At 68.9% G+C, this 26,550-nt stretch carries 21 protein-coding genes and 1 riboswitch; of the genes, 12 read left to right on the forward strand and 9 right to left on the reverse strand.

Annotated elements, in window-relative coordinates:
• Positions 1-17 precede the first annotated feature (17 nt).
• The 3 genes from ACORQU_RS02500 (at position 18) to ACORQU_RS02510 (ending at position 4,796) form a co-directional block, all read left to right on the forward strand.
• The gene (locus tag ACORQU_RS02500; RefSeq protein ID WP_491643195.1) at positions 18-3,098 is read left to right on the forward strand and encodes a ligand-binding sensor domain-containing diguanylate cyclase; all 3,081 of its coding nucleotides are present in this window, start codon (positions 18-20) and stop codon (positions 3,096-3,098) included.
• A gap of 287 nt (positions 3,099-3,385) precedes the next feature.
• A complete protein-coding gene (locus ACORQU_RS02505; protein ID WP_491643197.1) occupies positions 3,386-4,387 on the forward strand; it encodes an alpha/beta fold hydrolase in 1,002 nt (333 codons plus the stop codon).
• Positions 4,388-4,637: 250 nt separating this feature from the next.
• A complete protein-coding gene (locus ACORQU_RS02510; protein ID WP_491643199.1) occupies positions 4,638-4,796 on the forward strand; it encodes a hypothetical protein in 159 nt (52 codons plus the stop codon).
• 418 nt (positions 4,797-5,214) lie between these two features.
• Here ACORQU_RS02510 and ACORQU_RS02515 read toward each other — a convergent pair whose 3' ends face one another.
• The 3 genes from ACORQU_RS02515 to metX are packed head-to-tail and all read right to left on the reverse strand — an operon-like array spanning position 5,215 to position 8,557.
• Positions 5,215-6,306 (reverse strand): homoserine dehydrogenase family protein, encoded by a 1,092-nt coding sequence (locus ACORQU_RS02515; RefSeq protein ID WP_491643201.1) that lies wholly within the window; start codon positions 6,304-6,306, stop codon positions 5,215-5,217.
• Entirely contained in the window at positions 6,303-7,523 is a 1,221-nt protein-coding gene (locus tag ACORQU_RS02520; protein ID WP_271646804.1) for an O-succinylhomoserine (thiol)-lyase, read from the reverse strand. The genes ACORQU_RS02515 and ACORQU_RS02520 overlap by 4 nt, the downstream gene beginning before the upstream one ends.
• A complete protein-coding gene (gene metX / locus ACORQU_RS02525) occupies positions 7,520-8,557 on the reverse strand; it encodes a homoserine O-succinyltransferase MetX (protein ID WP_491643203.1) in 1,038 nt (345 codons plus the stop codon). Before metX ends, ACORQU_RS02520 begins: the two co-directional genes overlap by 4 nt.
• A 93-nt stretch (positions 8,558-8,650) precedes the next feature.
• Positions 8,651-8,775, reverse strand: a riboswitch (SAM riboswitch).
• A 126-nt stretch (positions 8,776-8,901) separates the two neighbouring features.
• Between metX and ACORQU_RS02530 the strand changes: the two genes are divergently transcribed.
• The 6 genes from ACORQU_RS02530 (at position 8,902) to ACORQU_RS02555 (ending at position 14,925) form a co-directional block, all read left to right on the forward strand.
• Positions 8,902-10,011: a phytase gene (locus ACORQU_RS02530; RefSeq protein ID WP_491643205.1), complete on the forward strand. Its 1,110-nt coding sequence runs from the start codon at positions 8,902-8,904 to the stop codon at positions 10,009-10,011.
• A gap of 8 nt (positions 10,012-10,019) precedes the next feature.
• Positions 10,020-10,859 (forward strand): M23 family metallopeptidase, encoded by an 840-nt coding sequence (locus ACORQU_RS02535; RefSeq protein WP_491643207.1) that lies wholly within the window; start codon positions 10,020-10,022, stop codon positions 10,857-10,859.
• 85 nt (positions 10,860-10,944) lie between these two features.
• Positions 10,945-11,463 (forward strand): MarR family winged helix-turn-helix transcriptional regulator, encoded by a 519-nt coding sequence (locus ACORQU_RS02540; protein ID WP_491643209.1) that lies wholly within the window; start codon positions 10,945-10,947, stop codon positions 11,461-11,463.
• Positions 11,460-13,616: an FUSC family protein gene (locus ACORQU_RS02545; RefSeq protein WP_491643210.1), complete on the forward strand. Its 2,157-nt coding sequence runs from the start codon at positions 11,460-11,462 to the stop codon at positions 13,614-13,616. The genes ACORQU_RS02540 and ACORQU_RS02545 overlap by 4 nt, the downstream gene beginning before the upstream one ends.
• The gene (locus tag ACORQU_RS02550; RefSeq protein WP_271646810.1) at positions 13,603-13,806 is read left to right on the forward strand and encodes a DUF1656 domain-containing protein; all 204 of its coding nucleotides are present in this window, start codon (positions 13,603-13,605) and stop codon (positions 13,804-13,806) included. Before ACORQU_RS02545 ends, ACORQU_RS02550 begins: the two co-directional genes overlap by 14 nt.
• A 108-nt stretch (positions 13,807-13,914) precedes the next feature.
• Positions 13,915-14,925 carry an HlyD family secretion protein gene (locus ACORQU_RS02555; RefSeq protein ID WP_491643212.1) on the forward strand — a complete coding sequence of 337 codons (1,011 nt, stop codon included), beginning with the start codon at positions 13,915-13,917 and terminating at the stop codon, positions 14,923-14,925.
• A 156-nt stretch (positions 14,926-15,081) separates the two neighbouring features.
• Here the strand turns inward: ACORQU_RS02555 and ACORQU_RS02560 are convergent, their stop codons facing one another.
• From ACORQU_RS02560 to ACORQU_RS02585, 6 genes are all read right to left on the reverse strand, one after another.
• A complete protein-coding gene (locus ACORQU_RS02560; protein ID WP_491643214.1) occupies positions 15,082-16,362 on the reverse strand; it encodes a citrate synthase in 1,281 nt (426 codons plus the stop codon).
• 236 nt (positions 16,363-16,598) lie between these two features.
• Positions 16,599-16,841 (reverse strand): type B 50S ribosomal protein L31, encoded by a 243-nt coding sequence (locus tag ACORQU_RS02565; protein WP_093138572.1) that lies wholly within the window; start codon positions 16,839-16,841, stop codon positions 16,599-16,601.
• Between the two features lie 108 nt (positions 16,842-16,949).
• Positions 16,950-17,888 (reverse strand): nucleoside hydrolase, encoded by a 939-nt coding sequence (locus ACORQU_RS02570; RefSeq protein ID WP_491643217.1) that lies wholly within the window; start codon positions 17,886-17,888, stop codon positions 16,950-16,952.
• A 177-nt stretch (positions 17,889-18,065) separates the two neighbouring features.
• On the reverse strand, positions 18,066-20,228 hold the full coding sequence (gene recG, locus ACORQU_RS02575; RefSeq protein ID WP_491643219.1) for an ATP-dependent DNA helicase RecG: 2,163 nt from the start codon (positions 20,226-20,228) through the stop codon (positions 18,066-18,068).
• Between the two features lie 87 nt (positions 20,229-20,315).
• Complete coding sequence (locus ACORQU_RS02580; protein WP_271646815.1) at positions 20,316-20,702, reverse strand: RidA family protein; 387 nt, start codon at positions 20,700-20,702, stop codon at positions 20,316-20,318.
• Positions 20,703-20,808: 106 nt separating this feature from the next.
• Positions 20,809-22,974 carry a RelA/SpoT family protein gene (locus ACORQU_RS02585; protein WP_491643220.1) on the reverse strand — a complete coding sequence of 722 codons (2,166 nt, stop codon included), beginning with the start codon at positions 22,972-22,974 and terminating at the stop codon, positions 20,809-20,811.
• A 303-nt stretch (positions 22,975-23,277) separates the two neighbouring features.
• Between ACORQU_RS02585 and ACORQU_RS02590 the strand changes: the two genes are divergently transcribed.
• The 3 genes from ACORQU_RS02590 to ACORQU_RS02600 all read left to right on the forward strand — a co-directional run bounded on the left by ACORQU_RS02590 (position 23,278) and on the right by ACORQU_RS02600 (position 26,501).
• Positions 23,278-23,967, forward strand: a complete 690-nt coding sequence (locus tag ACORQU_RS02590) for an HAD family hydrolase (RefSeq protein WP_491643222.1) — start codon at positions 23,278-23,280, stop codon at positions 23,965-23,967.
• A 37-nt stretch (positions 23,968-24,004) separates the two neighbouring features.
• Positions 24,005-24,958: a sugar-binding transcriptional regulator gene (locus ACORQU_RS02595; RefSeq protein WP_271646818.1), complete on the forward strand. Its 954-nt coding sequence runs from the start codon at positions 24,005-24,007 to the stop codon at positions 24,956-24,958.
• Positions 24,959-25,154: 196 nt separating this feature from the next.
• Entirely contained in the window at positions 25,155-26,501 is a 1,347-nt protein-coding gene (locus tag ACORQU_RS02600; RefSeq protein ID WP_271646819.1) for an ABC transporter substrate-binding protein, read from the forward strand.
• The last annotated feature ends 49 nt before the right edge of the window (positions 26,502-26,550 follow it).

Consider the following 26,550-nt stretch of genomic DNA (forward strand, 5'->3'; position numbering starts at 1 on the left):
CAGGGGAGAGCGGCGCAATGGCAGGCCACACAGCGCGTGGATCGCAGGCGGATCGTCACCGGGCCAGACCGTGGGCTCGCGTCTGGCTGTGCGCGCTGGCACTGCTGCTGTCGCAGCGCGCATTGGCGCTGGAGCCGGACAAGCGGTTCCAGGATTACGTGCGCAACAACTGGTCGGTCGAGCAGGGCTTGCCCCAGCTCAGCGTCACCGCCCTGGCCCAGGACAGCACCGGCTATCTGTGGATGGGGACCCAGGCCGGGTTGGCACGCTTCGACGGTAGCCGCTTCACCAGCTTCGACGGACGCGCCTGGCCGGGACTGGGCAGCGGCGACATCCGTGCATTGCTACCGGGCGAGGATGGCGATCTTTGGGTGGGCACGGCCCAGGGGCTGGCGATGTACAGCCGGGGCGATTTCCGCCATTACGACCCGCTGCCGGCGGTGAGTGGCCCGTTCGAGGTCGCCGCGCTGGACAGCGACATGCTCGACCGCGTGCTGGTGGCCTCCAGCCAGGGCGTCTTCGTGGTCGAGCAGGACCACCTGGTCCGCGTCCCCCGGCTGGAAGCGGCGGCCACCGCATTGCTGCAGCACGGCCCGACGTTATGGGTTGGCGGCGTGGGCGAGGTGCGCCAGCGCTATGCCAATGGCAGCGTGCACATCCTGCCCCTGCCCGAAGAGGCCAGTGCCGCTTCGGTCCACGTGCTGATCCATGCGCAGGGCCGGCTGTGGGCAGGGACGAGTGTGGGGCTGTTCTTCCTGCAGGACGCGCGCTGGCAGCGCTACACGGACGACCCCCTGCTACGGCGCGCGCCGATCGAGGCGATGCTGCTCGACCACGACGACAACCTGTGGGTCGCCGCCGCCGACCACCTGCTGCGCCTGCGCGATGCCCGGGTCACGGAGCGGATCGACGGCACGCCCCAATTGGCCGCCCGTACCCTGCTGGAGGACCGCGAGCACAACCTGTGGCTGGGCACCTTGATTTCCGGAGTGACCCGGGTCTGGAACGGGGCCACGCGCCGCTATTCCACCCGCGATGGCCTCACCGACCCGCTGCTGTGGGCACTGGGCCGGGGCCACGACGGGCAGATCTGGGTCGGGACCAACGATGGGGTCTCGATCTTCGACCATGGCCGCTTTCAGACGGTCGTGAGCGGGCGCCAGCTGCCGCACCCGGCCGCGTACTCGCTGCTGGTGGAACCGCGCGAGGCCTGGATCGGGACGCGCTCGGGCGTGGCGGTGCTGCGCGACGGCCGGGTCCAGCACTCGCCGCTGCTTGCGCCGATGGACGGAGCGCAGATCAACGGCATGGTGCGAGACCTGCGCGGTTGGCTCTGGTTCGCCACCTCCAACGGCCTGTTTCGCCTGCGCGACGGCGTGCTGACCCGCTATGGCGTCGAACAGGGCCTGGCCGATCCACGCGTGCGCGTGCTGCGCATCACCCGCGACGGACGCCTGCTGGTGGGCAGCTACAGTGGCCTGTATGCCTGGCAAGACGAACGCCTGCAGCCGCTGGGACTGGGCCAGGGGCTTGCACCCGACCTGCATGTCACCGCCATTCACGAGCTCGACGATGGCCGTCTGCTGCTCGGCAACCTCTCGCGCGAAACGCTGCTGCTGTTCGACGGCAAGCGATGGGTCGAACTGGACCAGCGTCGCGGCATCCCGGCCAATCCCATCTTCGCCATGGCCATCGATGCCCACGGCCAGCTCTGGGTGGGTGGCCTACGCGGGGTGTATCGCCTGCCGCTGGCCGACCTGGCGCAAGCCGCCGATTCCCACGGCACGCGGCTGCACGTCCAGCAGATGCTCAACGAGCGTGGCGACCGCCACGGCGGGCAGAAGGGGGATTGCTGCAACGGCGCGGGCAACGGCCGCGGCTTTCTCCAGGACGGCGCCTTCTGGCTCCCCACGCGCGATGGCCTGGTGGCGCTGGACACCGAATCGGACCACGGCAACCCCGTCCCCCCCACCCCACGCGTGGAACGCGTCCAGATCCAGGGCCAGTGGCGCGACGTGGAAGCCGGCGGAAGCTGGACGCTGCCGGCCCAGGCGCGCGACCTGCGCTTCGAATTCACCGCGCTGAGTTTCCAGGCGCCGGAGCACACCGACATCCGCTACCGCCTGCGCGGCTACGACGCGCGGTGGATGAGCCTGGAAAACATCGACCAACGCAGCGTCAACTACACAAACCTGCCGCCGGGCCATTACACCTTCGAGGTGCTGGGAGTGAACAACACCGGCGTGGAGAGCCCGGAGCCGGCGCGGCTCGCCTTCCGCATCCGTCCGTACTTCTACGAGCAGTGGTGGTTCCGCCTGGCGGCGGCCCTGGCGATCCTCTCGGTCCTGCTGCTGGTCTATGGCTGGCTGTCGCGCCGCCACGCACGCCAGCGCGCCGCGCTGGAGCTGTTGGTGCAGGCGCGCACGCGCGACCTGCGCGATGCCAATGCGCGGCTCGAGGCGCTGAGCGTCACCGATCCGCTGACCGGACTGCACAACCGGCGTTACCTGGGGCGCCAGATTCCGCTGGACCTGGCGTTCTACGCGCGCAACGTCGGCATGGACGTCCAGCACGATGCGGTGTTCTTCGGGCTGCTGGACGTGGATCACTTCAAGCAGGTCAACGACGTCCACGGGCACGAGGCTGGCGACCGGGTTCTGCAGCAGTTGGCCCAGTGCCTGCGCGATCTGACCCGCAAGGGCGACTATGTGGTGCGCTGGGGTGGGGAGGAGTTCCTGCTGGTGTTCCGGCCGATGCCGCGCGCGCAGTTGGCCACGCTGGGCCAGCGCGTGTGCCAGGCCATCGCCGGGCATCGCTTCGACATCGGCGGCGGCGGGGCGCTGCCCATCACCGTCTCGCTGGGCCTGATGGAATACCCCCCCTTCCCGAACGCGCCGGAGTTGCTGGGCTGGGAGCAGATGGTCGCCCTGGCGGACCGCGCGCTGTACGAAGTCAAGCGCAATGGCCGAAATGGATGGGCCGCCTACCGCGCAGCGCCGCAGGCCACCGTCCCGGCGAACGCGCGCGACGGGCAGGTCGACGCTTTGCTCGACGGCGGCCAGTTGCAGTTGGTCGGCTCCATCGTGCCCACGGACTAAACCGCCTGGCGGCGCAGCGCGAGCTGCGCCACAACGCGGGCGAAATCCACAACGTCCCTCGACACACCCCACGACGCGCAGCCCCCCCCCAAAGGGCGGCCTCTGCGCGCGCAGCCTGGCGATAGCGACCCGTCGGGTGACAGGGCGCCACGGCGCATGACCGGCAAGTGCCCTGAACGGCGCCGGGCGCGCGGATGGGTGCGCCTGGCATCGATGATGATGGATACGTGACCGGCTACGGACGTCGGGCCTCTTATCCTGTCGGCCCGCCCCCACGGACCCGCACGATGCGCAATATGCTCCTGGCCCTCGCCCTGGCCACCGCGTCCCTGCCCACACTGGCCCAGCAGCAACCGGTGTATGGCGCGCGCCTGGAAGGCTTCGACTACCCCTATCCGATCAAATTGTTCAAGTTCCAGGCCCAGCGGCAGCCGCTGGAGATGGCCTACATGGACATCGCCCCGACCGGCCCGGCCAATGGCCGCACCGCGGTGCTGCTGCACGGCAAGAACTTCTGCGCGGCCACATGGGAGCCGAACATCGGCGCGCTGAGCCAGGCCGGCTATCGGGTGATCGCGGTGGACCAGGTCGGCTTCTGCAAGTCGTCCAAGCCACGCCACTACCAGTTCTCGCTGTCGGGTCTGGCCGACAACACCCACGCCTTGCTGGAAAGCCTGGGCATCGACCGCGCCGTGGTGATCGGGCATTCGATGGGCGGCATGCTGGCCATTCGCTATGCGCTGATGTTCCCGCGGGACGTCAGCCACCTGGCCCTGGTCGATCCGATCGGCCTGGAGGACTGGAAGGCCGTCGGCGTGCCCTACCAAAGCGTGGACCAGTGGTATGCCGGCACCCTCAAGACCGATTACGAAAGCACCAAGAAGTACCAGATGGACGTGTATTACGCGGGCACCTGGACGCCGGCATACGAGCGCTGGGCCCGCATGCAGGCCGGGATGTACGCCGGCGACGGCAAGGACATCAATGCCTGGGACCAGGCCCTGACCTACGACATGGTCTACAACCAGCCCGTCGTCTATGAGCTGTCGGACATCGAGGTGCCCACCACGCTGTTCATCGGGCTGAAGGACCGCACCGCGGTCGGCAAGGGCAAGGCGCCGCCGGAGATCCGCGCCACCCTGGGCAACTATCCGGTCCTGGGTAAGCGCGCCGCCGGGGCGATCCCGGGGGCGACCCTGGTGGAATTCGCCGACCTGGGCCATTCGCCGCAGGTGGCCGACCCGGCGCGCTTCAATGCCGCGTTGCTCAAGGCGCTGGGACAGCCATGATCGGCATGGCCTGTCCCTCGTTGCCCACGCGTTGATAGACACGCATCTGCGCGCAGGGACGACGAGAATGCAGATCCTAAGACTTCGTCACATTTTCCCGCCAGAAGCTGGCACGCACCGTGCGGCAGGGGTTGGCATGCGACAGCGCCAACACCAGGGGAAACAGGCCATGCAAGCCGACGTCGTCACCGCAAACTGCTTCTGTTGTGACCAAAAACTGTACTTCCGGCCAGATTCTGACCATGGCCATGTGATCGAACGCTACGGCGTGCTGGTCTGCACGCCCTGTTACGAGCGCAACGCCGATGGATGGCACAGCGCGCTGGAAGAGCGCCTGCTGGGCCAGCTGCGCCACAGCCGGGTCAAGCTGCCGCAGCGCAATGCCCAAGGCCTGTTGCCGCGCGACTGACTGCGCCGCTGCCTCTACGCGGTGACGTCCTTGGACATAGTCGGACCGCGCCTGCCGTGACGCCCACGCCTTGACGGCGGGCCGGCATGGAGACCGATTGAAGTCCTTCCGGCCGCCTTGGCCGCATAGTCCCGCAAGGATCCGCTGGCCTCGCCCACTGTGCTTCCCGGGCGCTTGTCGAATCGGCCGCCACCGTCCTGGCGTTCTGCGTAACTCAGCTGCCGACGGTGGCCGAATTGCTGGGCCGGGACACGTTGCCGCCGCTTCTCGAGCATCAAATCGAAATCACCGCGCAGGCATGCCCGGCGCAATGCGACGCATTGGGGCAGGTCGTGCCAGGTCGCCCAGATGACGGCCCACCGGCGTCCCTGCCGCCGGCGCGGTGCAACTCCCCGCGATCTAGGAGCCGCGCGTTGCCTCAGGCTGCGCGAGCGCGAGCGCGCGCGAGCGGCAGCAGCGTCAGCACGTCGTCCAGCAGCGCCGCGGCAGTGACCTCGGCGCCGGCGCCCGGGCCCTGGATCAGCAGCGGCTGCTGCGCGTAGCGATCGCTATGGATCGCCACGCGGTTGTCGCTGCCCGCCCCGCCACACAAGGCGTGGCCCGCCGGCAAAGCCTGCAGCGACACGCTCGCGCCGCGCGCATCGAAGCGCCCGACGAAGCGCAGCTGGGCATCGCGTGCCTGGGCCTGGACCAGATGCGCCTGCAGCGGCGCATCCAATGTGTCCAGCAGCGCATCGACCTGTGCGCCGGAGGCGTTGGCCAGGACCGGTGGGACCAGCGATTCGACCCGCACCTCGCTGGCCTGCAGCGGCAGGCCAGCGGCGCGCGCCAGGATCAACAGCTTGCGACGCACGTCCTCGCCGGACAGGTCGATGCGCGGATCCGGCTCGGTGAAGCCAGCCTCGCGCGCCTGACGCACGCAGGCCGAGAACGGCACGCTGCCGTCGAAGGTGTGGAACAGAAAGGCCAACGAGCCCGACAGCACGCCTTCGACCGAGGTGATCGCATCGCCGCCGTCGACCAGCGCACGCAGGCTGCGCAGCAGCGGCAGACCGGCGCCGACGGTGGCGCTGTCGCCGTAGACCGCCGCGCCAGCGCGCGCGGCCTCGGTGATCGCCCGTGCGCGGGTGAGGTCCGCGCCCCGGCCCAGCTTGTTGGCCGTCACCACGTGCACGCCGCGGGCCAGCCATTCGGCGTGGCGCAGGGCGATGGCGTCGCTGGCGGTGGCGTCGATGACGATGTCGCCGGCGTCCAGCGCGTCGGCTTCGGCCCACGGCGGCACGATGCGCGTATTGGCCGGCGCGGTACGCAACTGCGTCAGCCCAGCATGCAGATCCGCCTCGCCGTCGATGACGGCGCGTGAGTTGGCGATCCACGCGAACGCCGGCAACGGCGTGCCGCGCGCCAGCAGGCGCTGGTAGCGGGCCACCAGTGCGCCGCCGACCACGCCGGTGCCCAGCAGGGCCAGGCGTGGCGCACGCTGGGTTCCGAGCCGGACGACCGCGCTCATGCGTCGGCCAGTTTCCGTGCGCCCTGGGCGGCGGCCACGGCCTGGGCGCGGGCCAGTCCGGCCTGCAGGTCGGCCACCAAGTCCTCGGACAGTTCAATCCCCACCGACAGCCGCAGCAGGCCGTCGGAGATGCCAGCCTTGGCCCGTGCCTCCGGGGTCATCGCCGCGTGGGTCATCGTGGCAGGATGCGCGACCAAGCTCTCCACGCCGCCCAGCGACTCGGCCAGGGTGAAGTAGCGCAGGCCGTCGACGAAGGCGCGTACGGCGGCTTCACCGCCGTCCAGCTCGAAGGAGATCATCGCGCCGAAGCCCTTCTGCTGGCGCGCGGCGACCGCATGGCCCGGGTGCGAGGCCAGCCCTGGGTAGTAGACCTGGGTGACCGCGGCATGGCCGTCGAGCGCCTCGACAATGGCCTGGGCGTTTTCCTGGTGCACGCGCAGGCGCGCGTCCAGGGTGCGCAAACCGCGCAAGGTCAGGAAAGCGTCGAACGGCGAGCCGGTCAGGCCCAGCGCGTTGGCCCACCACACCAATTGCTGGTGCAGCTCGGCATCGCGCGCGATCACCGCACCGCCGACCACGTCGCTGTGTCCGTTGACGTACTTGGTGGTCGAATGCAGGACCAGGTCGGCGCCGAACTCGATCGGCCGCTGCAGCGCCGGCGACAGGAAGGTGTTGTCCACGACCACCTTGGCGCCGGCCTTGTGCGCCGCCTCAATCACAAAGCGCAGGTCGGTGATGCGCAGCAGCGGGTTGGACGGGGTCTCGATCAGCACCAGCCGGGGCGACTGCGCCAGCGCCTCGCCCAGCGAGACCGGGTTGGTCAGGTCGGCAGTGATCAGTTCGAAGTGGCCCTTGGTCGCCAGCGCGTTGAACAGGCGCCAGCTGCCGCCGTACGCATCGTGCGGCACCACCAGCTTGTCGCCCGGCTGCAGCAGCGCGTTGAGCACCAGGTTGATCGCGCCCATGCCGGTGGCGGTGATCACCCCGCCCGCGCCGCCTTCCAGTTCGGCCAGCGCCTCGCCCAGCAGGTCGCGCGTGGGATTGCCGCTGCGGGTGTAATCGTACTGGCGCTTGTTGCCGAAGCCGTCGAAGGAGAAATTGGACGACAGCACGATCGGCGGGGTCACCGCACCGTAGGCGGTGTCGCGGTCGATCCCCGCGCGCACGGCGGCGGTGGCGGCGCTGCAGGGAATGGCATTGTCGGCGGAATGGCTCATGGGGTGTCTCCGGTGGGGCGCAGGGCGGTGGCGAGGATCGCGTCGATGCGGTCGGTTTCTTTCAGGAAGGCGTCGTGGCCATAGGGCGAGCGCAGCACGCGCAAGTGGCCGTTGGGGCCCAGGCCTTCGACCAGGGTGACCAGGTCGGCCAGCGGCACCAGGCGGTCGCCTTCGACGGCGACCACGGTGGTGGGCACGGCGATGGTGGCCGGGTCGATGCGGTGCAGGTCGATGGATTCGGACAGGCGCAGGAAGGCGTTGACCGGGGTGCGCGCGACGTATTGCGCACCGGCGGCATCCAGGTAGTCCTCGGCGGCCACGCGCACGCGGCCGTTGATGACCTCCGGCGCGGCGTCGAAGCGCTCGCCGAATTCTTCCGGGGTGCGGTAGCTGAGCATGGCGAACTGGCGCGCCAGCGACAGGCCCTGCTGGTCGGCGCACTGCATCTGGCCGAGCGCCACGGCATGACGCTGCAGCGCGCGCCAGGCCGAGGCGAACGGATGCGGCCGGTGGGCACCGCTGACGGCCACCAGGCGCTCGACCCGCCGCGGATGCCGCGCGGCCAGGTGCTGGCCGACCAGCGCGCCGTAGGAATAACCGACGAAGGCGCGCAGCGCCGGGATCTCCAGCGCATCGAGCAGGGTGGCGATGGCGTCGGCCTGGTCGGCCGGGTCGATCGGCGCGTCAAGCTGGCCGTCGGCGCCAAGGAAATCGAAGGACAGGATGCGCACGCGCGCCGGATCCAGCGTGCGCCCGGTACGGACCAGGTCGTTGGCCCAGCCGTTTTCGGGGAACTGCGCGCTGGCCGCGACATGGCGGTGCGCGGAGATACCACCGGCCACGAACACCACCGGCGCCTCGGCCGGGCCCTGCAGTTCGTAGCGCAGGGTCAGCGTGCGTGCGCCGGCATGGCGCATGGCCAGGGCCACCGACAGCTCGCCGCGGATCGCGGGCGCAGCGGCGGCCGGCGTACAGCACACGTCGGCTTCGGTGGTTTCGTTGGAATGGGCGGCGACTGTGTTCACGAGGCTCATGGCGGATCCGGGAGGAACGGCCATCGAGCTTTCGCGGGGAAGCTCGCGTTCGTCGTGCGAGGGACGGAAGACACCACCGCCTCTGCACCGTACGAACCATCTTTCGGTCTAAACGCAAAGGCGTCGCCGCAGGATTTGGCACCACCACGACACGCTGTTCTGCGTCGCTGGCTGCCCCGGCTTCAAAGGGCCTGTCCCTCTGCCGGTCTCGATGGTGGACGCAGGTTGCCAGCGCCGAATCCGGTTGTCAATCGCTTTATCAAGATGGAGCGATGGTTGCGCCTGCAACCGGACCGTCGGCGAACGGATGACGCATCCGGGCTCGGCACCGCATCATGGCGGGCATGAGCTCCTTTTCCCTGATCCGCGCTGCCTGCGTGGCACTCCTGCTTGGCGGCTGCGCCAGCCTCTCCCCGCCCCCTGCCCCGCCGTCCGCAGCGGCCACCACGCCCCAGGCGCGAGCGCCGCATCCCGATGCGGTGGTCAAGGAAGCCTGGATCTCCTCCGCTCACCCGGAGGACGAACTGGACTCCCTGGCGGTGTGGCCCACCGAGCAGGGCGGCGCCTGGGTGATCGCCACGGCCAAGTCCGGCAACCAACTGCTGGTCTTCGACGCCGATACCGGGCAGCGCCTGCGCACCGTGGGCGGTCCGGGGGACGGTCCCGGTCAGTTCGGCCGCCCCAACGGGATCGCGGTCTGGGGCGACACCTTGTTCGTGGTCGAGCGTGACAACCATCGGGTGCAGGCGTTGTCCCTGCCCGACTTCACCCCGTTGGGATTCGTCGGGGCCGAGACGCTCAAGGTGCCCTACGGCATCTGGGTGCAGGAGACCGCCCCGGACACGCTCGAGCTGCTGGTCACCGACAGCTTCATGGCCGACTTCCGCGCCGGCCTACTGCCGCCGCGTGCGCAGATGGACCAGCGCGTGCGGCGCTACACGGTGAGCCTGCCGCCGGAGGGCGGATTGAGTGCGGTGGAGACGGGCAGCTTCGGCGATACCGGGGATGCCGGCATGCTGCACATGGTCGAGTCCATTGCCGGCGACCCGGCCCACGAGCGCCTGCTGATCGCCGAGGAGGACCGCCGCGTCGGTTCGACCCTGCGCGAGTACACGATGGACGGGCGCTACGCCGGGCGCAGCCTGCCGGTGTTCGACGCCGACGCCGAGGGGGTGGCGCTGTGGGACTGCGATGTGGACAGCGGCTGGTGGGTGGCGACCGACCAGACCCGTCCGACCCTGTTCCGGGTGTACGACCGCGCAAGTCTGGCGCCCGTGGGCACCTTCTCCGGTCAGGTCGCGGCCGACACCGACGGCGTGGCCCTGTATGTGGCCGGCACACCGCGCTTTCCCGATGGGGCGCTGTTCGTCCAGCACGACAACCGCGCGCTGGCCGCCTTCGACCTGCGCGATATCGCCGCGGCCCTGCACCTGCATGGCGCCTGCCTGCCGTGAGGTCAGGGATGGCGGGGGCGTGGGTCGTACTCGCCCTGGCCCTGCTGTCGCTCCCGACGTGCGCGCTTGCGCAAACCCTGCCCGCCCAGGCCTCCACGCCCGCCACTTCCGCCCAGGCCGCGCCCCTGGTCCGGTTACGCCTGGTCAAGACGCCAACTCGCTACCAAGCCTGGGTGGATAACGCACTGCCCGGCCCGGTGCAGGTGGAACTCTCGCTGCCGCGTGGACGCGGGATCATCGCCTCGCCGGCGCTGCCGACCCGCGTCCTGCTGCCCGCCCGTGGCAGCCGGCTGGTCGCCAGCCTGATCCTCACCGCCCCTGCGGACGCCGCCGACTTCGGGCTGGCGCTGGACGCGGTACCTGGCGACCCGCATGTCCAACCGCTGGACGTGAGCTATCGGCTGCCCTTCGACGCACCGGCCCGGGTCGACCAGGGGCCCGGCGGCCACTTCAGTCATAACGATGCGCAGAACTTCGATGCCATCGACTTCGCCCTGCCCGAGGGCACGCCGATCCTGGCGGCGCGCGAGGGCATCGTGCTCCAGGTCGAAGGCGATCATCGGCAGGTCGGCCTGGGACGCGAGGCCGGCGCGGGCAAGAGCAACTTCGTCCGCGTCCTGCATGCTGACGGGACCATGGCGCTCTACGCACATCTCAAGCCCCAAGGCGTGCTGGTCCGGGTGGGACAGTCGGTCACGGCCGGCCAGCGCATCGGGCTATCGGGCAATACCGGCTTTTCCAGCGGGCCGCACCTGCACTTCGTCGTCCAGGTCAACGCCGGCATGCGACTGGTCTCCATCCCCATCACCCTGGCCGGTCCGCTTGGCGAACTGCGCTTCGCGCACTGATCCGTGGTCCTGTCTCTCCAGGCGGCCCGAGCGCCGTTTAAGGAGCGTTGACGCCCTCATTAGTACATAAGTGTATTATTAGGACGTGAATCAATTCGACCTCCAGCACAGCCGTTTCGCCTCCACGGCCGAGCGTCTCGAAGCGACCGATCGGCGCCATCCCGGGTTTCCCAAGGAAGCCGCCGCTGTCGTGCGCATGATCAAGCTCATCCACAAGCTCACCGTCGATCACGGCAACGACACGCTGCGCGCGCACGGGCTGAGCTACCCGGAATACAACGTGCTGATGATGATCGACAGCAGTCCGGATGGTGCCCTGAGCCCTTCCCTGATCGGCGAGGCGGCCGGGGAGAAGTCGGCCAATGTCACCCGCCTGACCCAGCAACTGGTCGACAAGGGCCTGATCCAGCGCCAACCCAGTCCGCAAGATCGACGCAGCACCTTGCTATGCCTGACACAGGCCGGCCACGCATCGATCGCCGCGTTCCTGCCGGATATCTGGGCCGTGCTGAAGGGCTATGTGCGCGACCTGGACCGCACCGAGCAGGCCGCCCTGCGGCACCTGCTGACCAAACTGCTGCACGGCGTGGAACAGACCTTGTGAGCGCGACGCCCGCCAGCGCCGCGCCGGCGCCCCGACCGTCCTGGCGCGCGCAGGTCCGCGAGGCACTGCGCGGCGAGGGCGCGGCTTGGCTGTTCGTGTTCAAGGTGCTGCTGTCGATGTACCTGGCCTGCGGGATCGCCATGCGCATGGGATTCTCCTCGCCGTCCACGGCCATGATCACCGTGATCGTGGTGATGAACCGGCAGAGCGGCATGGTCCTGGCCAAGGCCTTCTACCGCACCCTGGGCACCATCGTGGGCAGCATCGTGGCGGTGGCCATCGCCGCGCTGTTCCCCCAGCAGCCGCTGCTGTTCCTGCTGGCGCTGTCGCTGTGGGTCGGGCTGTGCGCCGGCGGTGCGCTGATGTTCCGCAACTTCCGCTCGTATGGCTTCGTCCTGTCCGGCTATACGGTGGCGATCATCGCCCTGCCTGCGGTCAATGCGCCGACCGCGGTCTTCACCCTGGCCACCGCGCGCCTGACCGAAGTGTTGCTCGGCCTGCTGGTCAGCGCGGTGGTGTTCGACGTGGTGTTCCCCGTCCGCCTGCGCAACAGCCTGCGCACGGCTTCCAACGGCTTGATGAGCGCATTTCTGGACTTCGTGCGCGACGGCACCCGCGGGGCGCTGCCACGTGCGCAGATGGAACAGGCGCACCTGCGTTTCGTGCGCGAGTCGATGAGCCTGGAAGACCTGCGGGCGTCGGTGGTGTTCGAGGATCCGGAGGCGCGGGTGCGCAGCCGCCGCATGCGCCTGCTCAACCAGCGCTTCATGGCGGCCTCGACCCGGTTCCAGTCGCTGCATCACCTGATCAACCGCCTGCTGCGCGGCGACCCGGACGACATCGTGGCCGGCGCCCTGATGCAGCTCTACCGCCCGCTGGGCGACGCCCTGGCCGAGCGCGTCGCCGGCGATCATGCCGATGTCACCCAGCGCCTGGACCAGGTGCTCGACGCACAGCCCGCCCGCGCCGCTGGCCTGCGCACGGCCCTGCCCGCCGCGCGACTGGATGACTTCGACACCGGCGTCTCGCTGCTGCGACGGTTCACCGCCGAACTGCGCGACATGACCCATACCGCCGCGGCGCTGCAGCAGCCTGGCCTGCGCGGAAAACTGCACCGCGCCAGCGAGAAGGTGCGCTTCCGCTACGCCACCGATCCGGCGGCGGTCGCCGTGACGGTGGCGCGCAGCTTCCTGGTCTCGCTGCTGCTCGGCCTGGCCTGGATCCATAGCGGCTGGAGCAGTGGCGCCGGGGCGCTGGCCAATGTCATCGCCTTTACCGCGATCCTGGCCGCCGGCGCCAACCCCGCCGCCGCCGCGGTGCAGATCACCAAGGGCTTCAGCCTGGGCGTGCTCATGGCCGTCGTCTGCTTCACCCTGGTCCTGCCGCGCCTGGACAGCTTCCCGATGCTGGTGCTGGGGACCGCGCCGTTCCTGATGGTGGCGGTGTATCTGTCCACGCGCCCGCCGCTGTTCGGGCTGAGCCTGGGCACCTGCCTGGGCTTCATGGTCACGCTGGGGCTCGGCCTGTCACCAAGCCAGGACGTGGCCAGCCTGCTCAACAATGGCGTGGCCTTCCTGCTCGGCGCGATCCTGGCGATGCTCGCCTTCCAGCTGATCCCCTCGGTGGTCGGCACGCAGTGGCAGCGTCGGCGCCTGCTCACCGAACTGCGCCGCCAGGTGACCCTGGCCGCCCGCGCGCCGCTGGATGGATTGGCGCCACGTTTCGAGAGCGTCAGCCGCGACCTGTTCCTGCAGGTGATCACCTACACCCAGCCCGGAAGCCAGGAATCGCGCACTCTGCTGGCCTGGGCGCTGGCCGTGCACGAGACCGGCCGGACGCTGATCGAACTGCGCCACGACAGCCTGGATGCGGCCGTCCCTGCGGACATCGAGCGCGAGATCGACGCGGCCGTGGCGGCGATCGCGCGCCTGTACGAACACCTCGGCGCCGCCGATCACGACGCGGCCTCCCGGCATCTGGACGCCGCCCTGTCGCTAACCGCCATCGATGGCGCCGTCCCCGCCCGCCTGCAGCCGGTGCGCGAGCACCTGCACCTGTTGCGCAGCGCCCTGCGCGACGCCGATTCGGTCCTCTCCGGCGCGGCCGGCGCTCACCCTGATACCCCCTCGGAGCACGCCCATGCTGCCTCCTGAAATCTCCATCGGCGGGGTCTATGTGCCCGGCCTGCTGGTCCTGGCCGCCGGCCTGTTCGTCCTGTTCTGGCTGCTGGACGGATTGGCCGGTCGCGTCGGCCTGTATCGGCACGCCTGGCATCCGCCGCTGTTCCGCCTGGCCCTGTATGTCTGCGTCTTCGGCTTGCTCGGCCTGATGCTGTTGACCTAGCGCGGCCCGCCCCGGCCACCACCGCGCGCACGCGACATCGCCAGCGCCGCGCCGCCGACCGGATCGTGACCCGGCTTTCCTTTCCATCCCGAACCCACTCCCGCCCCCATGAATACACCCGCCCTGATCCGCACCGCCCTGACCGGCATCGTGGTCCTGGCCGCCGCCCTGATCGGCTACGCGCTTTGGAACCACTACATGTATTCGCCCTGGACCCGCGATGGCCGGGTCCGTGCCGAGATCGTGCGCGTCGCCCCGGACGTGTCCGGCCTCGTGGCCGAGGTCGATGTGCAGGACAACCAGCACGTCAAGGCTGGCCAGGTCCTGTTCCGCATCGATCCGCGCCGCTTCGAACTGGCCGTTGCCCAGGCCCGGGCCGATCTGGGCGCCGCGCAGGCCGCGGCGCGCGCCGCCGGCGCCAACATCTCCGCCGCCGCGGCCAGCACCACGGCCAGCCAGGCCGATTACCAGAAGTACGCGGCCCAAGCCCAGCGTCGCGAGGCCGCCGCCTCGGTGATCTCGGCCGAGGCCCGCGCCGATGCCGCCGCCACCGCACGTGCCGCGCAGGCCGCGGTGGAACAGGCCCGTGCCAACCGCAGTGCCGCCACCGCCTCGCAATCCAAGGCGTTGGCCGCGGTGGAACAGGCCCAGGCCGCGCTGGACCTGGCCCAACTCAACCTGGAGCGCGCCACCGTGCGTGCCGCCGCCGATGGCGACATCACCAACCTCAACGTGCGCGTGGGCGACTACGCCAGCGCGGGCGCCGCGCGCATGGCGCTGGTGCGCAGCGACACGATGTGGGTCTACGGCTACTTCGAGGAAACCAAGCTGCCGCACATCCGCGCCGGCGACGCCGCCGACATCCGCCTGATGAGCGGCGGCCGCGCGCTGCACGGCACCGTCGAAGGCATCGCCCGCGGCATCACCGACGCCGACAACCCGACCAGCAGCAGCGACCTGCTGGCTTCGGTCAGCCCGACCTTCAACTGGATCCGCCTGGCCCAGCGCGTGCCGGTGCGGGTGCGCATCGATCCAGCGAGCGTCCCCAAGGACATGGTGCTGGCCGCCGGCATGACCGCCTCGGTGACCGTGCATCCGGCTCAGCGCGACGCACGCTGAGGAGCTCGCCGGCGGAAGTCGCGATGGCGTTGAAGGACTTAACCGGCAAGGCCCCATCGCCGCCATGGCGGCTCTCACAAGGCCAGCCGCCTGCAGCGGATGTCCCACAAAAAAAGCCCCGCGCGTGCGGGGCTTTTTTAACGTCGAAGGCGTGGATCAGCCCTTCGGGTAGTCGCGCACGTCCGAACCGGTGTAGATCTGGCGCGGACGGCCGATGCGGGCTTCCGGATCGACCTGCTGTTCCAGCCAGTGCGACACCCAGCCCGGCGTGCGGCCGATGGCGAACATCACGGTGAACATCTCGGTCGGGATCTTCAGCGCCTTGTAGATGATGCCGCTGTAGAAATCGACGTTGGGGTAGAGCTTGCGCTCGACGAAGTACTCGTCCTGCAACGCGACTTCTTCCAGCTTCATCGCCACGTCCAGCATCGGATCGTTGACGCCCAGCTCGCCCAGCACCTTGTGGGTCATCTCGCGGATGATCTTGGCGCGCGGATCGAAGTTCTTGTACACGCGATGGCCAAAGCCCATCAGGCGGAACGGGTCGTTCTTGTCCTTGGCGCGCTTGACGGCGTTCTCGACGTTGTCGGCGGTGCCGATCTCGGCGAGCATCTTCAGCACCGCCTCGTTGGCGCCGCCGTGAGCCGGGCCCCACAGGGCGGTGATGCCCGCGGCCACCGAGGCGTACGGGTTGGCGCCGGTGGAGCCGACCAGACGCACGGTCGAGGTCGAGGCGTTCTGCTCGTGGTCGGCGTGCAGGATGAACAGCAGGTCCATGGCCTTGGCCACCACCGGGCTGAGCTCCAGCTCTTCGCTGGGCACCTCGAACATCATGTGCAGGAAGCGCTCGACGTAGCCCAGGCTGTTGCGCGGGTAACGGATCGGCTGGCCGTTGGTGTAGCGGAATGCGGCGGCCGCCAGAGTCGGCATCTTGGCGATCAGGCGGATCGCCGCCAGGCGGCGCTGCTCGGGATCGTTGAGGTCCAGGGTGTCGTGGTAGAACGCCGACAGCGAAGCGACCGAGGCGGCGAGCATGGCCATCGGGTGCGCGTCGTGGCGGAAGCCCTGCAGGAAGCTCTTGAGCGACTCGTGCATCATCGTGTGATGCGTCACCTCGTCCTCGAACTGGGACAGCTCGGTCTTGGACGGCAGCTCGCCGTTCATCAGCAGGTAGGAGACCTCGGTGAAGCTCGAGTTCGCGGCCAACTGGTCGATCGGGTAACCGCGGTACAGCAGCACGCCCTTGTCGCCATCGATGTAGGTGATGGCGGACTTGCAGCTGGCAGTGGCGCCAAAGCCGGGATCGTAGGTGAAAAGACCGGTTTCCTTGGTCAGCTTGGACACATCGACACAGTCGTTGCCAAGCGTGGGTTTCAGTACAGGCAGGGCCACCGGCTTGTCGCCGGCGGTCAGCGTGACCTGGTCAAGATCGGACACAGTGCACTCCTTCACGTGGGGACGCCAAAGCCTGCCGGCCATGGCGCGTAGACAGGATCCGCAGCTGAAACGCGCGCTACGGAGTCCGAGGATTATCGCATACGCCTCCGGATCGATGCCGGTTTTGAATGGATCACGTCACAGTCCTATGCCCCACCCAGTGGTGCAGGCACAAGAAAACGGCCGCGTCCCCTGCGGGACGCGGCCGTCTTTTGTGCGAACAGCGAGGCGTTCGATCAGCGCGCGTAGCGCTTCTGGAACTTGTCGATGCGTCCGCCGGTGTCCATGACCTTGTGCTTGCCCGTGTAGAACGGATGCGAAGCCGAGGACACTTCAACCTTGACCAGCGGGTATTCGTTGCCGTCTTCCCACTTGACCGTTTCCTTGCTGGCCAAGGTGGAACGGGTCAGGATCTTGAAGTCGGAGGTGACATCGTGGAAGACGACGTCGCGGTACTGCGGATGGATGTCGGCCTTCATGGGCTTACCACCAGGATGTCGAAAAGGTGAGCCGCGCATTGTAGCGGCCCGCTCAGGCGCCTGCAACTCCCGGCAGGACACCTCCGCCGGGACCGCAGGCGAGCCGCCCTAGCCTGCCGCCAGCGCTGCCTTTACCAGGTCCTCGAACCGGGACTGGTCGTAGCGCAGCAGGAGCCGGGCGTTGTCCGGGCGGCCGGTCTGCCGGTTCCAGTCGGTGATCGTGGCGCCCCGGGTCAGGGTGCCGACCAGCTCCACGCCCAGCGGACGCTCGGCCAGTTCGGTGGCGCCGTCCGGATGCAGGGCGAAGGCCATCGCCAGGGCGTCGGCGCTATGCCAGCGATCCCCGCGCCGATCGGCCGACCACAGCCGGGTCTGGCGCGAAATCTGGTCGTAGAACGCCGCCCGCGGCGAAGGCGCCCGCAGCCACTGCTCCACTTGGGCATGGGGCAGGCCGTGGGCCAGGGTGGCCTCCCAGTCGGCCACGTCGATACGCTCGAAGGCCTGGAACACCAGGTGCGCCGCTTCCGGATCGAAGGCCACGTTGAACTCGGCCGCCGGGGTCAGGTTGCCGTGCGCCGACACCGCCCCGCCCATCACCACCAGCCGCTTGATGCGCTGGGGCAGCGTGGGATCCAGCTTGAGTGCCACGGCCAGGTTGGTCAGCGGCCCCAGCGTCACCAGCAGCAGCTCGCCCGCGTACTGGTGGGACAGGCGCAGGATCGCCAGTGCGGCGTGTTCGGCCTGGACGCCGTGCGCGGCCGGGGTATAGCCGACATCACCAAAGCCATCGTTGCCGTGGACATCGGCCGCGTCGGGCGAGGGATGCAGCAGCGGCCCAGGGCAACCGGCATGGACCGGCACATCGCTGCGGCCGGCCACTTCACAGAGCTTGAGCGCATTGCGCACGGTGTGGTCCAGGCCGACGTTGCCCGCGGCGATGGTCAGGCCCACCACCTCGTGCGCGGTGTCGTTGAAGGCCATCAGCAGGGCGAGCGCGTCGTCCACGCCCGGGTCGGTATCGATCAGCAAAGGGGTCTTTTCAGTCATTCCCCATTATGGACCGCGCCCGGTGAGGCCCGTCCAGCCGCCGTCGTACTGGATGCAACGCAAAAAGAAGGCTGCCATCCAAGGCAGCCTGTCGGAGAGAGGCGAACGAATGGCCAACCCTCGGTGGCGTGCCGCCTACGGGTGACAACGCGCACGCCCGCCGCGGGCGGCCATGGCTCACGCACTGGCATAACGGGCCGCGCCCCCGATCCAGCGCGCGGTGATGCGCTCGGCCAGCGCCGGCGCGTGTTGGAGCAAGTGGTCGGCCAGCGCGTGCACCTGTGGCAACAGGCCGGCATCGCGCGCCAGGTCGGCCACGCGGAAGGCGGCCAGACCGGTCTGACGCGTGCCGAGCAGTTCGCCGGGGCCGCGCAGCTCCAGGTCCTTTTCGGCGATGACGAAGCCGTCGCTGGTCTGGCGCAGGGTGTCCAGGCGTTCGCGGGCCATCTGCGACAGCGGCCCCTGGTAGAGCAGCACGCACGAGGACGCCGCCGCGCCGCGCCCCACCCGGCCGCGCAGCTGGTGCAGCTGCGACAGGCCCAGGCGCTCGGCATTCTCGATCACCATCAGCGACGCGTTGGGCACATCCACGCCCACTTCGATCACGGTGGTGGCGACTAACAGGTCGGCCTCGCCCTGCTTGAACGCACGCATCACGGCCTGCTTCTCGGCCAGCTTCATGCGCCCATGGACCAGGGCCACGCGCACGCCGGGCAAGGCGGCGGTGAGCTGCTCGAAGGTGGTCTGCGCGGCCTGCGCTTCGACCCGGTTGGCCGGCCCGCCTCGCGACGGGGCCTTCGGATCCTCCTCGGCCTCCTCGATCAGGGTGCAGACCCAATAGACCTGCCGTCGCTCGGCGCAGGCCACGCGGATGCGTTCGATCAGCTCGGGGCGGCGCTCGGCGCTGAGGGCGATGGTCTGCACCGGCGTGCGGCCGGGCGGGAGTTCGTCGATGGCCGAGACGTCCAGGTCCGCGTAGGCGGCCATCGCCAGGGTGCGCGGAATCGGCGTGGCGGTCATGACCAGCTGGTGCGGCACGCGGCTCACCCCATCACCCGCGCGTGCGCCCTTGTCCCGCAGCGCCAGGCGCTGGTGCACGCCGAAGCGATGCTGCTCATCGACGATGGCCAGCGCCAGATCGTGGAACGCCACCGCGTCCTGCATCAGCGCGTGCGTGCCGACCACGACTTGGGCCGTGCCATCGGCGACCTCCTCCAACACCTTGGCGCGCGCCTTGCCGGTGACCTTGCCCGCCAGCCAGGCCACGCGCACGCCGAGCGGTTCCAGCCAGCCGCGCAGGTTGGCCAGATGTTGCTCGGCCAGCAGTTCGGTCGGCGCGGCCAGGGCGACCTGGCGTCCCGCCTCCACCGCCAGCATCGCCGCCAGCGCGGCCACGACGGTCTTGCCACTGCCCACGTCGCCCTGGACCAAGCGCATCATCGGCTGCGGCCGGGACAGGTCGGCCCGCAGCTGCGTGAAGACCCGCTCCTGCGCACCGGTGAGTTCAAACGGCAACGCCGCACGCAATCGCGCCACCAGGTCGCCCCGGCCTGAAAGCGCGTAGGCGCGGTGCTGCTGCAGGGCAATGCGCTGGCGACGCAGGCTCAGGTGATGGGCCAGCAATTCCTCCAGCGCCAGGCGTCGCTGCGCCGGATGGGTACAGGCCGACAGCGCGGCCACGTCGGCATCGCGCGCAGGCCGATGCATCGTCAGCAGCGCTTCGCGCAGGGACGGCAGCCGGCTGCCATCGGGCAGGCCGAGCAGGTGCTCGGGCAGCAGCTCCAGCGCGGCCTGGTCGGGCAGCCGGTCCAGCGCCTGGGTGATCAACTTGCGTAGCACCGCTGGGCCGACGCCCTCGATGGCCGGGTACACCGGCTCCAGCGTCTCGCTCAGCGGCGCCTCGCCTTCCACGCCGAGCAGCTTGTAGCTGGGATGGACGATCTCCAGCCCATGCTGCCCCGGTCGCGGCGTGCCATAGGCGCGCAAACGCGTCCCGACGGCGAACTGCGCCACCTGGGCCGCACGAAAATGGAAGAACCGCAGCACCAGCGTGCCACGCGACGCATCGCCGATGGCCACACGCAGCATCGGCCGATAGCGAAAGCCGCGCTCGACCGCTTCCACCACGCCCTCGACCTGCACGGCCACACCGGGCTGCAACCGCGCGATGGGCGTGAGTGACGTGCGGTCCTCGTAGCGCAGCGGCAGATGCAGCCACAGGTCCTGCAGGGTCAGCAGGCCGCGCGCGGCCAGCTTTTCGGCGACCTTCGGCCCGACGCCCGACAGGGCGGAAATGGGCTGGGCAAAGGTGGGTTCCGGACTGCGGACGACGACTGGCATCGCATTAGGATGCCGCCGGCCCGGAGGCATTGCCACCAGAACATCACGCGCGGCCGGGTGGGAAAACCCCGCCGCGCGCGTCGGGGCTTACGCGCCCAGCACCATCACCGCATCGACTTCGAACAGCGCGCCCTTGGGCAGGCCGGAGACCTCGATGGTCGAACGAGCCGGGAACGGCGCGCTGAAGTACTCCTGCATCACCGCATTGACCGCGGCGAACTGACCCAGGTCGGTCAGGTACAGGCCCAGGCGCACCATGTCGCCCAATGAGCCACCCGCGGCTTCGGCCACGGCCTTGAGGTTGTCGAAGGAACGCCGCGCCTGCGCGGTGATGTCGCCTTCGACCAGGTTGCCGGTCGCCGGATCCAACGGGATCTGGCCGGAGAAATACACGGTGTTGCCGGCGCGCACGGCCTGCGAGTACGGACCGATGGCGGCCGGAGCGTGGTCGGTATGGATGATCTGCTTGGACATGGGGACAGGCCTCGAGCCGTTGCGAAAGAGGCGCGCATTGTAGGCGCTGCCCACTCCAGGCTCATGACCACCCCCCGCCTCCATCCGCGCGGCTGGCGCGACTGGTTCAGGGCCGGCGCACGCCCAGGACGGTCTGCAGGCGGCGCAGGCGGCGCATCACTTCGGCCAGATGGCTGCGGTCGCGCACCTGGATGTTGAAGCGCAGGACCGCGGCATTGATGTCGCGCTCCAGGTATTCCACCCGCTCGATGTTGGACTGGCTCTGCGCCACCGCCGCGGCGACCTGGGCCAGCACGCCGGTGCGGTTTTCCACCTCGATCAGCAGGCTGGCGTCGTAGTCGCCCTTGACCTGCGAATCCCAGTCGATGGCCACCCAGCGGTCCGGCGACTTGCGGAACTCCACCACATTGGGGCAATCCAGACGATGCACCACGATGCCCTTGCCGGCGGTGTGGAAGCCCATGATCTCGTCGCCCGGGATCGGCTGGCAGCAGTTGGCGAAGCTGATCACGCCACGCTCGCCGCCGGTGATCAGGATCTTCTCCTGCGAATGCTTGGAGTGGCCGCCGCTGCGCAGTTCAGCGAAGGCCATCATCGCTTGCGCGGCCTGGGCCGGCATCCAGTTGCCCAGGGCCACGTCCTCGAGCAGGGCCTCCAGGCGCGGGTACTTGTGCTCGACCAGGAAGTTCTCCAGGCGCTGCGCCGGCAGGCGGTCCAGCGAACTGTCCAGGTCTTCCAGCGCGCGATCGAGCATGCGGTGGCCCAATTGCACCGCGTCCTCGTGGCCCAGCTGCTTGAGCTGGTGGCGGATGGCGGTACGCGCCTTGGAGGTCACCACGAACTCCAGCCACTGCGGCTTGGGCGCGGCCGACTTGGCGGTGATGATCTCCACGCTCTGCCCGCTGGTGAGCTTGGTGCGCAGCGGCACCAGCTTCTTGTCCACGCGCGAAGCGACGGCCTGGTTGCCCACGTCGGTATGCACGGCGTAGGCGAAATCCAGCGCGGTGGAGTTGCGCGGCAGAGAGAGGATCTTGCCCTTGGGCGTGAACAGGTAGACCTCGTCGGGGAACAGGTCGACCTTGACGTTGTCCAGGAACTCCAGCGAGGAGCCGGCCGAACGCTGGTTCTCGATCAGCTCGGAAATCCACGCATGGGCGCGGCTCTGGGCACTGTTGGGTACGGCGGTGCCGAACTTGTAGGTCCAGTGCGCGGCGATGCCGCGCTCGGCCACCAGGTCCATCTCCTCGGTGCGGATCTGCACCTCGATCGGCGAGCCGTACGGACCAAACAGCACCGTGTGCAGCGACTGGTAGCCATTGGCCTTGGGGATGGCGATGAAGTCGCGAAAGCGTCCGTCCAACGGCTTGAACTGCCCGTGTGCGGCCCCCAGCGCGTGATAGACGTCCGGCACGCTGGTCACGACCACGCGGAAGCCGAACACGTCCATCACCTGGTCGAAGCTTTTGCCTTCCGCGCGCATCTTCGTATAGATGCTCCAGGCGGTCTTGACCCGGCTGACCAGGCGGTGAGCGATGCCCTCGCGGGCCAGGCTCTGGGCGAGCTGGGTCTCGATCTGGGCCAGCGCTTCGCGGCGCATCACTGGCTGGCTGCGGATGTGCTTGCGGATGATGGCGTGGCGCCACGGATACATCGCCGCGAAGCTCAAGTCCTGCAGCTCGGACTTGACCAGGCTCATCCCTAAGCGCTGGGCGATGGGCGCGTAGATGTCCAGCGTCTCGCGCGCAATGCGCGCACGCGCCTCTGCGCTCTGCGCGCCCAGGGTGCGCATGTTGTGCAGGCGGTCGGCCAGCTTGATCATGATCACGCGCAGATCGCGCGACATGGCCAGCAGCATCTTGCGGAACGATTCGGCCGCCGCCTCCTTGCGGTCGCGGAACTTCAGCTTGTCCAGCTTGGTCACGCCATCGACCAGCTCGGCCACCGCCTCGCCAAACTCGGCCGCGATTTCCTCGCGGGTCAGCGGGGTGTCTTCGATAGTGTCGTGCAGGACCGCGGCGATCAGCGTCTCCACGTCCATGCCCAGCTCGGCCAGCACCTGGGCCACGGCCACCGGATGGGTGATATAAGGCTCGCCGGATTTGCGCGTCTGCCCGGCGTGCGCCACCGCACCCACCTCCCACGCCTTGCGCAGCAGCGGCAGCTGATCGGCAGGCAGGTAGCTGGCGGCCGCCTCGAAACGCTGCACGTATTCGGGTGCATCGTCCTGCGGCGAAGTGGGGAACAGCACGTGGCTGGCACTACCTGGATTCATCGGCAAAGCCTATGCCAGCCACCCGGTGGCGGCAATGCGTGCGGTCCGGGCGCGGCCACCGCGATTCACCCATCGCCCCAGGCGCGCCGCGCGGTCGCTGGCGGCCAGGTCCTGGTCCGCTTCCGACGCCGCTCGGGCCGAGAGGACGACCGCGAGTTGGCGCAGCGCTGCGCCAGCGCTGGGGCAGGCGCTGGATGGAAGGCCCCGGAGGCCAAGGGATACTTGAGCGAGTTTTCGCCCATTGCAGTGGCATTTGCCCGTCACTGCTATGCTCCTGGCTCCTTTCATCTCGGGGCCACTGCGTTGGAAGCGCGTCCTGACCTGCTGATCTTCGATTGCGACGGTGTCCTGGTGGACAGCGAGCCGATCTCCTGCGCGGTCCTGGCCGAAGCCCTCAGCCGCGAGGGCGTTCCGGCGGACGTCACGTCGGTAAAACGCCACTTCCTCGGCCGCAGCCTGCGTGTGGTCAGGCCGCATGCGCTGGAACAGGGCATCGCGCTTCCGGAGGACTTCGAGGCCCGCCTCAATGCCACGCTGCTGGCCCGCTTCCGCGAGGAGCTGCAGCCGATTCCAGGCGTGGCCGAGCTGCTGGAGGCATGGGGGCCGCAGGTCTGCGTCGCCTCTTCCAGCCACCTGGAGCGCGTGCGCCTGTGCCTGCACCTCACCGGGCTGGCCAGGTTCTTCGGCGACCACGTGTACACCGCCGAGATGGTCCGCCATGGGAAGCCCGCGCCAGACCTGTTCCTGCACGCCGCCGCGCAACTTGGCGCCACACCGGCCCGATGTCTGGTGCTGGAGGACAGTCCCAGCGGAGTCCGCGCCGCTCAGGCCGCGCAGATGGAGGTCTGGGGCTTCACCGGCGGCGCGCACCATGCGGGCAGCCAGGCGGCGAGCGACTTGCTCACCGACGCCGGCGCGACACGGGTGCTGGACGACATGCGCGGTGTCGCCGATGCCCTCGACATGGCCGGCACCACCCCTTCGCGCGGCTAGGATAGGCCGCGCTTCACCGCCCGGGGACCCAATGCCGATGGCCAGTTCCGACAACGACACCACCCGTCTCGATGCCGCCGCGCGCGCCGGATGGCTGTACTACATCGCCGGCAATACCCAGGACGAGATCGCGCGCAAGCTCAAGGTCTCGCGCGCGACCGCCCAGCGCATGGTGTCGCTGTGCCTGACTCAGCGCCTGATCACCTTCCGCCTGGAACACCCCATCGCCGCGTGCATGGACCTGGCCGCGCAACTGCAGGACCGCTTCGGCATGCGCTATTGCGAGGTGGTTCCCAGCGATCCGGCCGATCCCACCCTGGTCACGGGCGTGGCCGAACGCGCCGCCGGACTGCTGGAATCCACGCTGCGCAGCGAGACGCCCAGCATCATCGGCATCGGCACCGGGCGCGCCATGCGCGCGGCGGTCGAGCGCATTCCACCCATGCAGACACGCAACCACCAGCTGGTGTCGCTAGTGGGCAACATCTCGCCGGATGGCTCGGCCAGCCCTTTCGATGCGGTCGCCCGCCTGGCCGACCTGACCGGCGCGCAGCATTACCCGATGCCGCTGCCAGTCTTCTTGTCCTCGGCCCAGGAGCGCCAGACGCTGCTGGGCATCGAGGCCGTGCGACGCATTCGCGACCTGGCCGGCCATGCCGACCTGCGCCTGGTCGGTGTGGGCCAACTGGACCAGACCGCGCCCCTGCATGTGGATGGCTTCATCAGCCGCACCGAACTGCTGGAACTGATCCGCCTGGGTGCCGTGGGTGAGGTCATCGGCTGGGCCCTCAATGCCGAGGGCGAGGTGATCGAAGGTGGCAGCAACCAGCGCCTGACCAGCATTCCGCACCCGGTGCCGGCGACCAGCCTGACCATCGGCGTAGCCGTGGGCGAGGTCAAGGTGGTGCCGATCAAGGCCGCACTGAAGGGCCGCATCCTCAATGGCCTGATCACCGACGAGCGCACCGCCAAGGCCATCCTGGCGCACTGATCCGCAAGTCCCGCATGCCCGCGCCGGGGCAACGGCGCGGGCATGCGCGTGCGCGCTTTTCGACCAGCACGAGCCCCTTGCCACGCACTTCACGATGCTGCAGTGCACGATCGAAAGTGCTTTACAGCCACGCCTCATCATGAGCATATGCGCACCCACAGGGCATTTGCTCACATCATTTCTGGGAGGGAGCGGAATGAGCGCACTGACCAAGGCCACGATCTGCGTGGCCCTGACCGCGGCACTGGCCGCATGCGGAAACAGCGGCGACACAGCCGGTGGCGACGCGGCGGCCAAGTCGGACACGCTGGTGATCGCCACGGTCAACAACAGCGACATGATCCGAATGCAGAAGCTGACCTCGGACTTCACCGACCAGCATCCGGACATCAAGCTCGAATGGGTGACGCTGGAGGAGAACGTGCTGCGCCAGCGCGTGACCACCGACATCGCCACCAAGGGCGGACAGTTCGACGTGCTGACCATCGGCACCTACGAGGTACCGATCTGGGCCGAGCGCGGCTGGCTCAAGCCACTCAAGTTCGGCCCGGACTACGACGTGGACGACCTGCTGCCCAAGATCCGGCAGGCCGCTAGCTACGAAGGCCAGCTCTACGCCGCCCCGTTCTACGGCGAAGGTTCGATGCTGATGTACCGCACCGACCTGCTGCAGAAGGCAGGTCTGACCATGCCCGAACAGCCTTCGTGGGACTTCGTGGTCGATGCCGCGCGCAAGATGACCGACAAGCAGGACGGCGTGTACGGCATCTGTCTGCGCGGCAAGGCCGGCTGGGGCGAGAACATGGCCCTGCTCAGCGCGATGGGCAACGCCTTTGGCGCACGCTGGTTCGATGAGAACTGGCGCCCGCAGTTCGACCAGCCCGAGTGGAAGGCCGCGCTGCAGACCTATGTCAGCGTGATGAAGGATGCCGGGCCGCCGGGCGCGTCCTCCAACGGCTTCAACGAGAACCTGGCCCTGTTCAACGCCGGCAAGTGCGCCATGTGGGTCGACGCGACCGTAGCCGCTTCGTTCATCACCAATCCCAAGGAATCCAAGGTCGCCGACAAGGTGGGCTTCGCCGCCGCGCCGGATACCGGCAAGGGCAAGACGACCGGCTGGTTGTGGGCCTGGAACCTGGCCATCCCGGCCAGTTCCAAAAAGGCCGACAAGGCGCAGGAATTCATCGCCTGGGCCACCAGCAAGCACTACACCGACCTGGTCGCCTCCAAGGATGGCTGGGCCAACGTGCCGCCGGGCACGCGTACCTCGCTCTACAACAACCCCGAGTACCTCAAGGCCGCGCCTTTCGCCAAGCAGACCCTGGCGGCGATCGACAGCGCTGACACGCACAACCCTGCGGTCAAGCCGGTGCCCTATGTGGGCGTGCAGTACGCTGCCATCCCCGAGTTCCAGGCGATCGGCACCACGGTGGGCCAGCAGTTCTCCGCCGCGCTCACCGGGTCGATCAGCGTGGATGAGGCATTAAAGAACGCCCAGGCGGCCACCGAGCGCGAGATGAAGCGCGCCGGCTATCCCAAGTAATCGGGCTGCGGCCCCGCCCGCTGGCGGGGCCGACCCATCTCTGTTCGCG

Source organism: Pseudoxanthomonas sp. JC1303 (assembly GCF_058448525.1).

Bases quoted from the DNA above. Each gene is read 5' to 3' on its own strand.
- ACORQU_RS02500 (WP_491643195.1), top strand. From the start codon at position 18: ATGGCAGGCCACACAGCGCGTGGATCGCAGGCGGATCGTCACCGGGCC.
- ACORQU_RS02505 (WP_491643197.1), top strand. From the start codon at position 3,386: ATGCGCAATATGCTCCTGGCCCTCGCCCTGGCCACCGCGTCCCTGCCC.
- ACORQU_RS02515 (WP_491643201.1), bottom strand. From the start codon at position 6,306: ATGAGCGCGGTCGTCCGGCTCGGAACCCAGCGTGCGCCACGCCTGGCC.
- ACORQU_RS02520 (WP_271646804.1), bottom strand. From the start codon at position 7,523: ATGAGCCATTCCGCCGACAATGCCATTCCCTGCAGCGCCGCCACCGCC.
- metX (WP_491643203.1), bottom strand. From the start codon at position 8,557: ATGAGCCTCGTGAACACAGTCGCCGCCCATTCCAACGAAACCACCGAA.
- ACORQU_RS02530 (WP_491643205.1), top strand. From the start codon at position 8,902: ATGAGCTCCTTTTCCCTGATCCGCGCTGCCTGCGTGGCACTCCTGCTT.
- ACORQU_RS02535 (WP_491643207.1), top strand. From the start codon at position 10,020: ATGGCGGGGGCGTGGGTCGTACTCGCCCTGGCCCTGCTGTCGCTCCCG.
- ACORQU_RS02550 (WP_271646810.1), top strand. From the start codon at position 13,603: ATGCTGCCTCCTGAAATCTCCATCGGCGGGGTCTATGTGCCCGGCCTG.
- ACORQU_RS02555 (WP_491643212.1), top strand. From the start codon at position 13,915: ATGAATACACCCGCCCTGATCCGCACCGCCCTGACCGGCATCGTGGTC.
- ACORQU_RS02565 (WP_093138572.1), bottom strand. From the start codon at position 16,841: ATGAAGGCCGACATCCATCCGCAGTACCGCGACGTCGTCTTCCACGAT.
- ACORQU_RS02570 (WP_491643217.1), bottom strand. From the start codon at position 17,888: ATGACTGAAAAGACCCCTTTGCTGATCGATACCGACCCGGGCGTGGAC.
- recG (WP_491643219.1), bottom strand. From the start codon at position 20,228: ATGCCAGTCGTCGTCCGCAGTCCGGAACCCACCTTTGCCCAGCCCATT.
- ACORQU_RS02580 (WP_271646815.1), bottom strand. From the start codon at position 20,702: ATGTCCAAGCAGATCATCCATACCGACCACGCTCCGGCCGCCATCGGT.
- ACORQU_RS02585 (WP_491643220.1), bottom strand. From the start codon at position 22,974: ATGAATCCAGGTAGTGCCAGCCACGTGCTGTTCCCCACTTCGCCGCAG.
- ACORQU_RS02595 (WP_271646818.1), top strand. From the start codon at position 24,005: ATGGCCAGTTCCGACAACGACACCACCCGTCTCGATGCCGCCGCGCGC.
- ACORQU_RS02600 (WP_271646819.1), top strand. From the start codon at position 25,155: ATGAGCGCACTGACCAAGGCCACGATCTGCGTGGCCCTGACCGCGGCA.